Origin of the sequence: Pseudoalteromonas sp. B160, assembly GCF_037162485.1 — a bacterium.
Lineage (GTDB): Bacteria > Pseudomonadota > Gammaproteobacteria > Enterobacterales > Alteromonadaceae > Pseudoalteromonas > Pseudoalteromonas rhizosphaerae.
In genome coordinates this window covers 2,114,946-2,129,889 of the sequence record NZ_JARLUX010000001.1, presented here as the reverse complement: position 1 = coordinate 2,129,889, position 14,944 = coordinate 2,114,946, and the positions used below count along the sequence as shown (strand labels likewise).

Here is a 14,944-nt window from a genome sequence, read left to right as displayed (position 1 = left end):
ATTAAACACGAATATCAATCAAAGTCCCCAGTACTTCGTCCGCGGTTTGAATTGATTGCGTATTGGCTTTGGCATTAAACTCTTCGACCTTTAAATTGACCAAGGCTTCATCAATACGTGGTGGTTGTGACACAGGAGCGGTTACCGCTTCTTCCGGACGAGCAGCTTGCAGCTGGCGCTGTTGGGCAAGCTGAGCGTCGTCTTGTTGCTCAATGCTGGCGCGATTTATTTCTGCGCTGGCTTTCTCTATACCCTGACTGGCACGATTAAAACCTTCAACACCGTTATTAAACACAGATCCGATTGGCATACAACACCTCCACCAATGATATATTGGTTAATTATCGCTCATAAAACAGTCAAAATAAAGCTTTACTGCAGAGTTTTTCAAACCACCGTAAAGTTACTTTTCAAAGCATTGATTTGACGGCAGATAAAAACTCTTTTTTATGGGATATAAAAGGTGCGTGTGACGCCTTATCGATCACTTCATACTCAAAATCGTGTTTTAAAACTTTCATTTTGGTTACTGCGCGATACGGTACCAATGCATCTAAACGGCCAAATACAGCACGGATTGGCACTGGACAACAGGCAAAAGCATCGCGTAAATCATCTTGCTGTAAAATATCCAAACCAGCAGTTAATGCGCACTCTTGTGGAGCCGGAAATTCATTGAGTAACTGTTTAAGTTGTTTAATATCATCTCGGGCATTTTCACTGCCCATCGCCTGTATTGCCAAAAAGCGATCGATGGTTTTCTCGCGATGAGTGACTAACTGCTCTTTAAATGCAGCTAATACATTTGCTTTTATTCCTGGCCAATCATCGCCTTCAGCAAATAATGGAGTTGCAGCAACTAATATCACTTTCGCGACTTTTTCAGGCCAGTGCTTTGCAATATAAAGAGCAAATAAACCACCTAAAGACCAGCCCATTAAGGTAGTGTTTGGCTGTAATTGATTGCTTAATTGTAATGCAGCGGCATGCAAAGTATACGGCTTTGGCGATGTTTGATTATTACCGTAACCTAGTAAATCAACACTGCGTACTGTATCGTTATGCATAAATTGAAGCTCCGGCAAGATCAACTGCCATACGCCTTGATTCATCCCCCAACCATGTAATAACACCAGCTCATTTTGCATTTTTTATAACCTTGCTCCAAACTTAGCGCTCATAATAGCGTTTGAGGGAATGAATGCAATGACTGCTTTTCATCAATGTTTTCAACAGCTGGGCGATTGGTTTTTTCCTTCTTTTTGTGTGCAATGCCAAAGTATTATCCGTACCAAACATAGTTTATGCGAACATTGTTTAGCTGATTTGCCGCTATTAGATATAACCACACATGCTAATTTACTGTATCGCCCAGATGTGGTTGAGTTATTTCCTGATTGCCAATTCGATTACCTGTTCGCTTGCGCGTGGTATCGTCCCCCTTTTGATGGTTGGCTCACGCAACTTAAATTTAGTAACCAGATTCATTATAAAAACGCATTGTCGTTAATTATTAGCCAACAACTGACTGTTAGTAAAAAAAATAGCGAAATATGGCCAGATTTATTTATTATTTTACCTCTACATCAGCAGCGTTTTTTAAAGCGAGGCTTTAACCAAGTATCACAATGCTGGTTGCCATGTTTAGTAAATGAAAATATTGATTCTCAGAGTTTACAGCGTACAAAGAAAACCCAAGCACAGTCATCACTTAGCAAAGCTAAACGAGTAAAAAACTTACATGGCGCATTTATATGTAATACCGATATGAGCGGAAAAACAGTTGCTATAATTGATGATGTGATGACAACAGGAGCAACTCTTAATGCAGCTACCGTCGCCCTTAAAAAGGCTGGTGCTAAGCAAGTTTGGGCATTTGTAACCTGCTTAACACCATTAGGACATTAATACTTAAGCTAATTAATTAATCGGCATTCGCTCTAAATGTGTGACCAAAAAACAATGCATTGCTCAATAAACGACTGGTGCCGTACCAATAGCCCCTAAATACCGGATCATCTGTCATACCAATCACACTGCCACGACCATACGAATGTGCCACTAAACCAGCCGCTCCCGCTACTTGCTCAACATTCACATCATCGGTAAAGCCCGCTAGTAATGGCTTTTGCGTATACTGCAACACATTTACAAATGGTGCAGCTGACATTTCAAGTAACCAAGTACTATTTTTAAATACTGGTAAGGTGTCACGCTTTAATGAAAAAGTAAGTGGGTGCGTTAAATCGGCTTTAGTATTAAATATCGCTCCAGCAATACGTTGACGCCCAGCTAAATGATCTTTATCACCATAGTTTAAGCCATCCGTTTTGAAGGCGCTGGCAACATCTCGGCGTGATAAATAACTGGTTTTTAATAGTTGTTGATCGACTAAAAACTTAGCCCCACCTTTGTGGCCCCAAATAACTCCACCTTTACGTACCCAAGTTTTAATTGCTATTTTGTCAGCATCTGAAAGCTTATTGTAATTTCCATGAGCCAAAACAATGTGGCTGTAATCACTAAGTTCAAGATCACCAAAACGTTCCATTTCCACAATGGTAGGTGCCACACCAACAAAGCGATCTAAGTAATACCACACTTCACCTACTTCATATTGACTAGTCCCTTGGCCACCAACGAGTAATACTTTCGGCGCTTTAACTACCGCTAACGTCCGCGAGCCTAAATCGACACCCTTTGCCGTTAAGCCAGAAGTAATAGGCGTAATTGCAATACCAAACTCATTTTGTGCACTATTTAATAACGACACCCATTGCGGATTTTTTTGAATCCCAGCAGGAATAATAATACTACCCGCAGCAAATTCCTGTGTACTTGCAAGCGATTTAGCTGATAACGGGCTGAGCGCCACACGAGCTTGCACACCTTGCTGTAATAATTTATTAAGCATTTTCGGAGCTAAATAATTATCCCATTTAAAGCCAAACGCATACTGTGCATCTAACGCAGCAAATTGTGGTTTTTCAGGCTGTTGCCATGCATTTTTACTAACGTCTAAGCCCCAGCCACTTTTAATTGCTGCAAACTCCAAGTTAAAAGCATGGGCTAACGTCCAGCCGGATACATCATAAAAAGTGTTATCAACAAAACGCTTTTGCTCACTAAAAATGGCTTTAACTAAGCGATATTGCGGCTGGGCTAATGGCACAAAACAACTTTTCGCAGAAAAATTCTTACCATCCGCTTTTACTGCTTTATTAAGTGGATAAGCTTTGATCTGATGCTGTTTCAATAAATCTAAAAAAAGTGCGCTACGTGTTGTATCTGCACCGCCTTGCACTACATAACCTTTATAATCTTCATCATTAGCAAGCTCTATAGCATTATTGTAAAAACTAGCTTGGTAATCGAGTAATGCTTGGCGATTATCTATCGCAGCCTGAAATGTAGATAGGCTCGTAAGCAGCTGGTTTTTAATCGTAAATGCAAAACTCAGCGGTCCATTTATGGTTTCTTGCAGATGACCACGAGAACTTGCTTGCTCAAATAAAATACCCACACCACCATTTACATCTGGATAAGTTGAACCTTTGCCATAGTAAAAATCATCAAAGCTTTCTTCGGTAAAATATAACGCGTTGTGTTCATCCAATGTTTTAGCATGATAGTTACCTATTGCCTTCGTGAGACTGACATTTTCATCAGGGGTGATCGGGTGCTTACGTGATGGAATACCTGGCTGAAAGAAAAAAGTGCTATTGGGACCCATTTCATGGAAATCAGTAAGAATATTGGGTTTCCAGTAATGAAACTTAGCAATACGAGCACGAGATTCAGGGTGTTGTAGCAGCAACCAATCACGATTTAAATCAAACCAGTAATGGTTAGTACGGCTACTTGGCCAGCTTTCAATATGCTCCCGAGTTTGTGGATCAGACGATAAGTTCATACCGCGATTACTATTCGCCCAATTCGCAAAGCGTGCTAAACCATCGGGGTTTAATGAAGGATCGAGTAAAATAACCGTGTTATTTAATAGCGTATCAATTTCTTTACCTTGCGCCGCAGCTAAATAATAAGCCACTAGCAAGGCTGAATTACTACCAGAAGATTCATTGCCATGAACGCTATAACCCATCCAAACGACCGCTGGCTGATCGGTTTCTTTGGCTTTTTCTGGATCGGCTAAACGCGCCAAGTGCGCCTTACGTGTTTGCTCCACATTCGCCAACTTATCAGCTGCGGTGATAGTTAGCATAACGAGCGGGCGCTGCTCATGGGTACGACCAATGACTTCAAAATTAATACGGTCACTTTTTTGTGCCAATATTTCCATATAACGAACGAGTTGATCATGACGTACGTGCCACTGCCCGACTTCATAGCCTAAAACCTGCTCTGGAGTGGGAATAGTTGGATCAAATTTCACATCATCATTGAAATAATATGAAAGCGGTTGTGCTAAACAAGAAAAGCTTAGCAATAGTGTAAAGATTGTTATTATCAAACGCATAGAAAACACTCAGTAAATGATCAATGTTTGCACGCTACCATTGCTTAAAATAGATGCCAAATTTTTACGCTCAACACTGGCGACAACGCGATGAGCGGAGTATGATAACCAGTATCCGAGTAATTTAGTCAAGTATAGTTGTTTTATGATTTCTATTTCCGAAACCGCACAATCGCATTTTGCAAAATTATTAGCTGACCAAGCTGAAAAAACAAATATTCGCGTATTTGTTGTTAACCCTGGCACATCACAAGCGGAATGTGGTGTATCTTACTGCCCTGAAGATGCAGTAGAAGCCACCGATATTCGTCTTCCTTTTAACGGCTTTGATGCTGTAGTTGACACAGAAAGCGCGCCATTTTTAGAAGAAGCTGAAATTGACTTCGTTACCGACAAAATGGGCACTCAGTTAACACTTAAAGCCCCCAATGCTAAAGCCCGTAAAATCGGTGATGACGCAGGACTTAACGAACGTATTCAACACATGTTAGAAACAGAGGTTAACCCTCAGCTTGCTAACCATGGCGGCCAAGTAAGCCTTGTAGAAGTAACTGCTGAAGGTATTGCTGTTCTTCAATTTGGCGGTGGCTGTAATGGTTGTTCTATGATCGATGTCACACTAAAAGAAGGCATTGAAAAAGAAATGATTGCTAAGTTCGATGAAATCACCGGTGTTGCTGATATTACTGATCACAAAGCTGGCGATCATTCTTACTATTAATAGTAGGCAGTCATGCTAAAGCCGCTGATATATCGCTTAGGTTCAGAGCCTAAGCTCAGTTTAAAGCGCTTTTTACGCGGCTTAGCACTGTTTGTGCTAGCCGTGATATTAATCACCCTCGGCTATTATAGCCACTACAGCTTACAAATCATCGGCTTAGTAATTTTAGCCATCGCACTATTCTTCGCCGCTTGGGGCTACTTAGGTATCTTTGCTAATCGCTTTTCGCAGGTATTAGACAGAAAAGATTCCCGTCCAGAAGAAGATCCTGATCTTTGGAAATAACTAGGATGCTTTTCATCAGCTAAAAGTAAGCAATGAATTTTCAATCATTTTACTTTTATATTCGTTACTAGTGTATCAAGCTTATTTGCATCAAACCCCACGATAGTGACATCATTAAACGTGATCACAGGAATTGAATCGATATTATTTTCCTTTAATAATTTACTACCTGTAGAGCTAAGCTCAATATCTATATTTTTGTAGTTGACATTTCTTTTATTCAAATATTCTTTTGTCGCTTGACAAGCTTTGCACCATTCAGCTGAGTAAAGTGTAATTTCATTTGTTGGATTTTTATGCCAATTATTTTGTAAATAATCAATATTATTAATAGGCGCACCTACCTGCTCTTTAATAAAGAAATGAGTTAATGTAACAGCAATCGAAACTACGGTTAAATAAAATAGTAAATCTCTTATTTTCATACTAATCCTTTAATGTATACACTTCGTTTATGATGGTAATTCTATGAATTGATAGCTTATTTTTTGGAAACTTAGCATCTAGTAAAGCTATTTTTTCTTCTTGCTGCCGACATGGTTCACATGGCCCAATCGCTTCATCTATTGAAGTGTAAAACAAGGTGTAATCGTGTGCGCTAAAATCAATATTTTTATTTAAAAGATTAAATAAATCATTTTTTAATTGCTCGCTGTTTGGTAGCAGTTCTTTTTTTCTAAAGATTGATAAAATATTCTGTAGGTAGCTGTCTGAATAATGGATAAGCTGACCTTGGCGATTAAACAAAAAAAGCTGAGGTGCAGTGTTATTTATAGGACTTGCGACTATTTGTCGGTGTGTAAACTCGTAATTTTCAGCCATGCAATTGCCCGCAAACAACAAACCAACTGACATTACCAAATATCTATATTTCATGATTTTCCTTAACTCAGGTTTTTCCAAGATGTATTTAATATATTTTTAATTTCTATAAAAAACACAATGATCACAAAGGATAGTGCGACTAAGTGAAGTAACGTTATTACAGGTACATCTATTAAATCGACTTTAAAAAGAAAGGGCTGTAGTTTATTCATATTAATATAAGCGCAGACTAAAATAATAGAATAGGCAACGCACAAAATGAAAAAAAACAGCTTACAAAAAGACCATACAATATTTTTAGTCCGTGCACCAAGTGCCCGCTTTAACGATATTTCTGTTGCAGATTTACTTGCCAATTGCTTTATACTATTAAAGCAATACAATAAGGCGCTGAGTAAAAGAACCAATGAACAAGTTATAGTTATAACTAAAATTGCTTCTCTTGGTTGCGCTTCTTTTTTACCAATTCAGACAGTTCAACGTTTGTTAAATTTTTCAGATAGGGGCTAATATTCGCGGTAATACTCATCATTTCTTGTGTGAAATTGGCTGGCATAACCCCGTTACCTTTAACGACGATGCTTTCAAAGCCAGTTATAACACTGATAAGTGTATAAACAGTGGGTTGCACTGGCGTATCACTACCTTTTATATGAATATTCTCAACGACCCCGACAACCTTATATTTTACTTTTTCATTCCCAAAGTCAGTGAGTAAGTAGGCTTGACCTAAACCTGTATTCGCAAAGTATTGATCCCAAAGTGCTTGATTAACGACTATATTGCCATATTGCCCCCAAGACAGACTATTACCCATTATTAGCCGTGTGCCAATCGTATCGAAATAATTTGGGCTAACTCTATGATTTGAGGTTTGTGCATTTTTACTTGAGGTGACGGCTTTACCTGACAATGTATACCAATGACTAAATGCACTACGGTCAGTTAAAGGAGGGACATTAGTTAATGCGGCTGACTCAATATAATCTAAAGAACTCAGCTGTAGCAGTAGTTGCTGTGCTGAATTATCTGCCATAAAGCTATGCTCTGGTGAAGATGGAAAGTCAAAACTGGCAATATATAGGTTTTTATTTTTAAAACCTATATTATGATTGTTTAAATTAGCCTGACTTATTATTACTAAATAACTTACATAAATACTTAATATTGCAAGGCTGATTAAAAATGATAATAAAGTAAACACTTGCAATTTTTCACTCAAAGAAGCGCTACTACCACGTCCAATATGAGTTATGGTCGTTTTGTCTTGTAGGAAATTTAATGTCAGCAGGTATACGATAAAACTCATTAATAGAGTAATTAAAGTAATGACGTTTGCCATAACGTTAAAAGTGTTGATCGTCGGTATAGTTAAATATGCCAACTTACTTGTTAAAGGTGTAAAAATAAACACCATAAAAACAAGGTAACAAGCTAACAGCATAACTTCGATGTAGTTCTGCAACATTATATGTTTTTTATTTGCTCCACATAACTGTCGTATGACGACTTCTTTTTTCTTATCGATACATTGTGTGGCATAAAATGCAGAAAACGATACCAAGCTGAAAGCAAATAAAATACCAAATAATATGGCTAATAAATCAACCCTGTTTGACACTGTTTGAAACTGTTCAGGATCAACACCTACTGACTTACTAAGCATTAATTTTGTATTGTCAAAAATGAATAATTCTTTTTTCAGATATGCATCAAAATTGATTATAAAGTTTTCTAAGTCAGTAATATTACCAAGCACATAAGTGAAAGTATCAGGTGTTAACTCCTGCTCATTAGGCAGTAATTCAGCAAGTTGATGGTAAGGTAATAATAAATCAGTAGAACTATCTCGCCTTAGAGATTTGAAACCTGCATTTAACACCGCGACTATTTTAGTACTTTTACCATTAATAATAATTTGTTTATCTATTACAGCCGGATCACTGTTTAGATTGTTTTTCCAATAGTTAAAACTAACAGCAGTTATTAAACTACTGCCCGTAGATGCCATGCTGAATGCCCTCAATGACCCTAAATGAGTATCGATACCTAATTTACTAATAGTATTAGAGACAAAACTTACCTTGGTCGCTTGCTCTTCTTCTGCCATAATTTTTTTTGTACTTAATTGCAGCGTTCTTTCGAACATACCTACTAAATACGGAAATTGATTATGAAGTTCGTCAAATATGAATTTATCAACCGGTAAATTGCTTGTTTGATCATGTATAAATATCTGGTGGATAATTTCGGTATTTTCAATGGAGGTAAATTCGGTTGATAAAAACGTATTTTCAATTGCTTTTAAATTTAAAATGAAACATAAGGGAATAATTAGCAAGACACTACTTAGCAATAACTTCCAAGATAGAAATTGATATTTAAACCAATTTAATGTGATGTCGGTAAGTAATTTCTGCATTTAATCTATTAACTTACCATCGTGCATCCGTAACCTGCGCTTCGCATGTTTGGCATAAGTTTCATCATGGGTAATTAAGCAAATTGTATTACCCTGTTCATTTAATTGCTCTAAAAGCTTATATACAAGCTGGCTATTGTTTGAATCTAAATTCCCTGTTGGTTCATCGGCTAGTATAATGGATGGTTGATTTATTAATGCCCTAGCAATTGCCACACGCTGTTGTTGACCACCTGAAAGCTGATTCGGTTTTTTATTTAAAAATCCCTCCATCGAAACTCGTTTTAGTGCCTCTTGTACTTTCGCTTTATACTCACTTCGTTTAACCGAGCTATTATAAGTTAATGGTAATGCCACGTTATCAAATATTGTTAAGTGACTGAGTAAATTGAAATTTTGAAAAACAAAACCAATTTCTCTATTTTTTACCGTTGCAATAGAGTCATTTGTTAAGTCTTGAGTATTGATATCTGATATTAAGTAATTTCCATTAGAAGGCTTGTTCATAAGTCCTAATATCGAAAGTAGAGTACTTTTACCGCTCCCGGAAGTACCCGTAATGGCAACATAATCCCCTTTATTGACGGTGAAATTAACATCTTCTAATGTGTTTTTTGTATTGCTAGCATACTTAAATGAAACGTTTTCAAATGCTATAAGGGGCTTAGTCATGAGAAGAGCCTAGATTAAAGTCTATTGTGTGTTCCTTTGTATATTTATCTGGTATCAGCAGCACATAATTACCACTTAACTTTTCTTCAAAGCTCAATTGGCTACTATCAACTTCATGATAATTAATACGAGTAAGTACAGCTTGGTTATTAGCGTTAACTTCAAAAATATTCCAATGTTTGAAATCGTTGAAATCATGTGGTTTTTGTATATTGTAAGTTGCTTGCTGCTGTGCGGTATAGATATTCGCTTCAATTGCTTGGTCGCTTCGAAGCCAATTAGGCGTTACTGAATTAAGCGTTAGAAAGACATTGATCGAGCCATTTCTAATGACTGTATCTATATAATCCACTTTTGCTTGAATGCGACCCGAAGGTGTTATGATTTCAGCAGCTTGGCCTCTTTCTAATTGATCGGAAGAATACTGTGGAACTTGTACTTTCGCTAATAAGTTATTGGTTTCTATCAACTCAAATAAAGATTGCCCTTGTTTAACAACCTGCCCTAATTTACTACTATTTTGACTTATCACACCATCAAATTGAGCAGTTAAAATCAATTTTGATTGTTTTTTGTTTAGATATTCAAGCTGATTTTGAGCAAGTTTGATTTTATTAGCGTATGCGATCAATTGCTGCTCGTAGGCATCTTTAAAAAGAGCTAACTCTGCTTTTTTAGCCTCAACTTCTAATTCATTTTGTTCAAATTGCAAACGGCTTTGTTTAAAACGAATAGATGAAATAATGCCTTTTTCTGCAAGCGCTTCGTTTGCGTTTAGTTCAAGCTTTTGCTGTTTAAGCTGCATGACCGAGTTTGCCAATTCAGACTGAACTTGCGATAGTCGTATCGCTAAATTACTTTTATCTATAGATACTTGTGAAGATATATTTAATAATTCTAATTGTGCAGTATGTATTTTTTGCTCTAAATCATAGTTATTTAGTTCTGCTAGTATATCTCCGCGTTTGATGGTTTGCCCTTCGCGGATATTTAAAAGCTTTATGGTGCCATCTGAAGGCGCAGAAACAAGCTCTCTTTGCGTAGGCTGTATAGTACCAATCCCTTTTAATATTTTACTTTCGGTTGTTGAAGCTATTTTAATCGGTTTAAGATATTCTTCTGGGATAGAATCTTTACTTAACCAGCTAAAGTACAAAAAGGCAACACCAATAGAAATTATTAACGGAATTAAGAATCTTTTTAACGTTTTTCTTTTTTTTGTAATTAAAAGCTGTTTCATAACTACCTGTATTGAAGCTTGTTATAATTTTATTGTTGTAAGCCTAGAATGGATGACAGGTTACAATGGTAGCACATCTTCCCCCTGAACAAACTGTATGTGAAGTGCAAGTTTGAGCATAAGCAAAAGAAGCTGTACTAGCTAAAACAATTGCTAATATAGTTTTTTTCAATGAATTTTTCATATATATTCCTTTTTGTACAGTATTTTTGAATTTTTATTCAACACAGGCAGTAAAAATATCGTACCCAAAAAAAACAATAAATGTAAACTAAAGATCAATTAAATTACAAAATATCATTATATGCAATTATTATGTAATCTCAATAAGTCTAGGTATATTGCTGCTCTAACCATAACCAGATGACACAATGCTTTTATCCGACATTCCGCAGCACTTTTAGGAATAAATTTTCTCGTAGATACTGCCCATGCAATTAATGATAATGTTGTTCCTTTCCTCTATATTGAGGACTAACTGTTGCTCATCACCAACCGTTAATACGTGGATCCCCTGAAAACAAAAGAATACCCAGCGTGCTGCTGGATTTTGGCACGGCTTGTACTTTAAGTTGGGGAAATACACTGATTGAGCTTTTAATTCTCTTCTCATTTTATGCTCTAGTGCCGCGTAAACCATTAAACAGCACGTCATTATCATTAATAGCGCTTCTATTCTTTCTGGCTTTTTCAAATACAATGATGAGGTTAAAAGTCGGGACTCTTTAAAAATCGAAATCCTTTTTCGACACTTTGCTGGGATTTGTAGAGCTTAAGCATCTTCTCCATCGTCAGTGTGTCACTTAACTCATTGGTGGCTAACATAAATAACCCCTTCTCCTGTAACCGTTGCGCTCTATGTGTTAGAGACCAAGACAGTTGCCCTGTGATTTGGTACTCATAACTATCAGCCTGTTGATTTAGCTTGGGCCGGCCACTTTGGCTTAAATATTGCATTCTTGAGGAGTGCACGGTCACTGATGAGCTGTTCAGTATGAGATTTCAACCATACATCCACTGCTTTATCTGCATCTAACTCACAGGAAAAACGTTGACGGCTCAGCTTTTTGAATGATTTTAAAGCCGTATTTGATTCTTTTTCCAACCGTTTATCGAGTGTATGTTGCTCACGTCTTTTCGCTTGTTCACTCTCGATTAATAACCAACGTTGTTTTACGCCGCCATAATCAGATTCAAGCCATGCGCCGCTGTAGCCATTATAAAGCATTTTAAAATCTAATGTGTTTTTCCGGGCGATTGCTTCTTTTACTTGCGTTAATTTTTGCGGAGCACGCGAGATAAACAAGTGTTTTTGTTCATCAAGGGATTGAATTGTTTGTGTGGTATAAAGCACGGCATCAGAGATAAAATATTGGCTATCTTGCGCTGCTTTTAAACTGCTAATGTGGTGTTTAACAATATTTTTAAACCCTTCATTATCATTGATGTTTCCACTGGCCGCTTGCATATAAATAGGAATGCCGGCCTTGTTTTCGGTGATCAGATTAAGCACAACTTGGTTTAATTCTGGGCGATGGTCGCGGCTGTATCCTCGCACTAATTTAACGGCTTTACTGTCAATATCATGCTCATATTTACCGTCTACATGAATACTTGTCGAGTCTAAATGAATACCTTCACAAGGAAGCTCTCAGTGCTTTACAACGCTCGCTGATAACGTTTGATAGATGTCTGACACGCCCGTTTCATACAGTTTATCAAGGCAGCGCCCGAGTGCATCGTCATTAATGTATTCAGCCTTTATCCCTTGCCTATAAGGCGTTCAACAGGACGTTCTTTAAAGTATTGTGGGTACATGTGCAAGGTACGGCCAACAAAACCTAAGCCATTTAAGATCATAGCCTCAACCAATTGACCATAAGAAATAAGCTTATTATCGCACTGCTTAGGGAGTGCCTGATCAATGAGTTTAGCAATCCCAAGCTCTTTATTCATGCCTGCAACCAAACCTAAATGGTCAAGCCCTTTTGTTGAATACGACGTCATTATTTTTTCCACCACCCAAAGATGAGTAATAGATCAAACCTGGCGATCTGCGTCAAGCTTTTTTTATTATACTTTTAGGTGCGAAAAGACAGTTTTATATCAATTTATTTTAGAGGAGTGAATGTGGGTAGCCAAGTAGTGACGACATATCAATATATAACCTTCCTTACAGAGCTCTCGTCTATTTGCTTATTTCAGTTGATTGTGGGAGCCAGTGTTTATAGAGAGCGAACCGACGACCTTCGGGTTATGAGTAGCCCAATTTTTGCACTCACTGAATTTTAGACATAAAAAAACACTCATTAAGAGTGTCGATTCATTATTACTTGATTTCAGTGGTTGCGGGAGCCGGATTTGAACCGACGACCTTCGGGTTATGAGCCCGACGAGCTACCAGGCTGCTCCATCCCGCGCCTGAAATTGCAGATTTATTTATAGTTGCTATACATGACAACTTGGCTTCCAATAAAATTGGTTGCGGGAGCCGGATTTGAACCGACGACCTTCGGGTTATGAGCCCGACGAGCTACCAGGCTGCTCCATCCCGCGCCTGTATATTTTAAGTCTATCGACTAGTGATTTTTAACTCTCACCTAGAGTTTACAGTAACCGCTTCTTTAAAAGAATTGGTTGCGGGAGCTGTGAAAGGTGAAGAGTGAACCGACGACCTTTTAAAACTTCCAATGCACCAAATCATTTAAGAAAATTGGTTGCGGGAGCCGGATTTGAACCGACGACCTTCGGGTTATGAGCCCGACGAGCTACCAGGCTGCTCCATCCCGCGCCTGTAATTTCTTTTTCAACGGTTTCGCGTTATTTGCGAGCCTGTTTCGAAGAGAGCGCTATAGTATAGGAATCATATTATAATGCAACAGTTAAACTGCTTAAAGCTGTTCAACCGAACAAAAAGCAAACAAACAGAGTAATTAAAGCGCTCTTTGGTGTGGACTGATCATTTTTTGCCACTCCCAATCAGGGTGACCCATCACTATAAAGTCAGGGTTCTCTGTACTCTCACGCTGATTGTAGGTTAATGGATTAAATTCAGCATCAGTAATACAGCCACCTGCTTCTTCAACAATTATTTGCGATGCTCCCGTATCCCACTCACCTGTTGGCCCTATCCGTAAAAAACAGTCAGCTTTACCCTCAGCAACAATACATGCTTTTAAAGAGCATGAACCTACAGCAACTGTTGTAAACTGCGCGTTCAAGTATTGACTAACAGCTTCAATTTTTTGACGACGACTAACAGCCAAAGTTAAGTTATCTGGAGTGGCAACATTGATCTGCTGCTCTACGCCATCGACACGCTTAAATGCACCATTTTGATAACTGGCAAAGTAAGTTGTCTCTTTCGCTGGCCAATAAATCACCCCAAGCACTGGGCGATTGTTTTCAATCAAAGCGATATTTACCGCAAAGTCGCCGCTTTCTAAAATAAACTCACCGGTACCGTCCATTGGATCGAGTAACCAATAGCGCTGCCAATCTTGCCTATCCGCTAAAGCAGGGATTGGTGTTTCTTCTGACATAATAGGAATATCTGGCGCTAGTGCTTTTAATCCAGCAACTAACACATCGTTAGCGGCTAAATCGGCTTTAGTGACAGGTGTGTGATCTGACTTTTCTTGCTGGCCAATATCATCTTTCTTGTAAATAGCCATAATCGCAGCACCAGCGCTTTGCGCAAGCTCAATACATGGCTCAAGTAATTCAATCATTCGCAGCTCCTGATTCTAAATGCTTAGTTAATAATAGCAAAGCTGCAACGCTTCGTGCTTCGGTGAAGTCTGATTGTTGTAATAATGACTGCCAATCGGTTAATGGCCACTTAACAACCACTAATGGTTCTGGCTCGTCCCCAACTAAAGTTTGCGGATAAAGTTGTTGCGCAAACAATATGTGCATAGTCGCATTAAAGTAACTGGGTGCCATTGAAACCACTTTAAGTGGCTGAAGTTGCTCAGCACCAAAGCCAACTTCTTCTTTTAATTCTCGGTTTGCTGCTTGTTCTGGTGTTTCACCAGGATCAATTAAGCCTTTTGGGAAGCCTAGTTGATAATCATTAGTGCCAGCACAATATTCTCGTACTAACAGTAATTCATTATCAGCTGTTAACGGCACTATCATTACAGCCCCTCGGCCACCGCCGCGGATCCGTTCGTATTGACGCTGTTCGTCATTTGAAAATTTTAATTCAAGTGATTCCACCGTAAATAATCGGCTTTTAGCAACAACTTCGGTGCGAAGAATTTGTGGTGGTGTTGGGTGCTTTTTCTGTGTCATTGGCAT

The 14,944-nt window shown here is 38.2% G+C and carries 14 protein-coding genes, 3 tRNA genes and 1 pseudogene; 3 read left to right on the top strand and 15 right to left on the bottom strand.

Annotation, left to right across the window (positions count from 1 at the left end; translation table 11 throughout):
* Position 1 precedes the first annotated feature (1 nt).
* Together P4S61_RS09850 and bioH are read right to left on the bottom strand one after the other, a co-directional pair.
* Entirely contained in the window at positions 2–310 is a 309-nt protein-coding gene (locus P4S61_RS09850; protein ID WP_145242541.1) for a hypothetical protein, read from the bottom strand.
* Between the two features lie 100 nt (positions 311–410).
* Complete coding sequence (gene bioH, locus P4S61_RS09845; RefSeq protein WP_337118204.1) at positions 411–1,148, bottom strand: pimeloyl-ACP methyl ester esterase BioH; 738 nt, start codon at positions 1,146–1,148, stop codon at positions 411–413.
* 58 nt (positions 1,149–1,206) lie between these two features.
* Here bioH and P4S61_RS09840 point away from each other — a divergent pair, with 58 nt between their 5' ends.
* A complete protein-coding gene (locus tag P4S61_RS09840) occupies positions 1,207–1,908 on the top strand; it encodes a ComF family protein (protein WP_145242545.1) in 702 nt (233 codons plus the stop codon).
* A gap of 16 nt (positions 1,909–1,924) precedes the next feature.
* Here the strand turns inward: P4S61_RS09840 and P4S61_RS09835 are convergent, their stop codons facing one another.
* Positions 1,925–4,477, bottom strand: coding sequence for a M14 metallopeptidase family protein (locus P4S61_RS09835; RefSeq protein ID WP_337118203.1), 2,553 nt, complete (start codon positions 4,475–4,477; stop codon positions 1,925–1,927).
* A 145-nt stretch (positions 4,478–4,622) separates the two neighbouring features.
* Here P4S61_RS09835 and nfuA point away from each other — a divergent pair, with 145 nt between their 5' ends.
* Positions 4,623–5,198, top strand: coding sequence for a Fe-S biogenesis protein NfuA (gene nfuA, locus P4S61_RS09830; protein ID WP_145242549.1), 576 nt, complete (start codon positions 4,623–4,625; stop codon positions 5,196–5,198).
* A gap of 12 nt (positions 5,199–5,210) precedes the next feature.
* The gene (locus tag P4S61_RS09825; RefSeq protein ID WP_145242551.1) at positions 5,211–5,483 is read left to right on the top strand and encodes a hypothetical protein; all 273 of its coding nucleotides are present in this window, start codon (positions 5,211–5,213) and stop codon (positions 5,481–5,483) included.
* A gap of 44 nt (positions 5,484–5,527) precedes the next feature.
* On the opposite strand, the gene P4S61_RS09820 is transcribed toward P4S61_RS09825, so the two are convergent.
* From P4S61_RS09820 to nudE, 12 genes and pseudogenes are all read right to left on the bottom strand, one after another.
* Positions 5,528–5,908 (bottom strand): glutaredoxin family protein, encoded by a 381-nt coding sequence (locus P4S61_RS09820; RefSeq protein WP_145242553.1) that lies wholly within the window; start codon positions 5,906–5,908, stop codon positions 5,528–5,530.
* 1 nt (position 5,909) lies between these two features.
* Complete coding sequence (locus tag P4S61_RS09815) at positions 5,910–6,359, bottom strand: hypothetical protein (protein WP_337118202.1); 450 nt, start codon at positions 6,357–6,359, stop codon at positions 5,910–5,912.
* Positions 6,360–6,367: 8 nt separating this feature from the next.
* The gene (locus tag P4S61_RS22935; protein WP_442961557.1) at positions 6,368–6,715 is read right to left on the bottom strand and encodes an FtsX-like permease family protein; all 348 of its coding nucleotides are present in this window, start codon (positions 6,713–6,715) and stop codon (positions 6,368–6,370) included.
* Between the two features lie 20 nt (positions 6,716–6,735).
* Positions 6,736–8,730, bottom strand: a complete 1,995-nt coding sequence (locus P4S61_RS09810) for an ABC transporter permease (RefSeq protein WP_337118201.1) — start codon at positions 8,728–8,730, stop codon at positions 6,736–6,738.
* Positions 8,731–9,402, bottom strand: a complete 672-nt coding sequence (locus P4S61_RS09805) for an ABC transporter ATP-binding protein (protein WP_145242557.1) — start codon at positions 9,400–9,402, stop codon at positions 8,731–8,733. It lies immediately after the preceding gene.
* On the bottom strand, positions 9,395–10,642 hold the full coding sequence (locus tag P4S61_RS09800) for an HlyD family secretion protein (RefSeq protein WP_337118200.1): 1,248 nt from the start codon (positions 10,640–10,642) through the stop codon (positions 9,395–9,397). Before P4S61_RS09800 ends, P4S61_RS09805 begins: the two co-directional genes overlap by 8 nt.
* 400 nt (positions 10,643–11,042) lie before the next feature.
* Positions 11,043–12,649, bottom strand: a pseudogene (locus tag P4S61_RS09795) (IS1634 family transposase).
* Between the two features lie 336 nt (positions 12,650–12,985).
* Positions 12,986–13,062: transfer RNA gene (locus P4S61_RS09790), tRNA-Met, on the bottom strand.
* A 59-nt stretch (positions 13,063–13,121) separates the two neighbouring features.
* Positions 13,122–13,198, bottom strand: a tRNA-Met gene (locus P4S61_RS09785).
* Positions 13,199–13,356: 158 nt separating this feature from the next.
* Positions 13,357–13,433 (bottom strand) — tRNA-Met (locus P4S61_RS09780).
* A gap of 142 nt (positions 13,434–13,575) precedes the next feature.
* A complete protein-coding gene (gene cysQ / locus P4S61_RS09775) occupies positions 13,576–14,373 on the bottom strand; it encodes a 3'(2'),5'-bisphosphate nucleotidase CysQ (protein WP_145242561.1) in 798 nt (265 codons plus the stop codon).
* On the bottom strand, positions 14,366–14,938 hold the full coding sequence (gene nudE, locus P4S61_RS09770; RefSeq protein WP_179959231.1) for an ADP compounds hydrolase NudE: 573 nt from the start codon (positions 14,936–14,938) through the stop codon (positions 14,366–14,368). Before nudE ends, cysQ begins: the two co-directional genes overlap by 8 nt.
* Between the last annotated feature and the right edge of the window lie 6 nt (positions 14,939–14,944).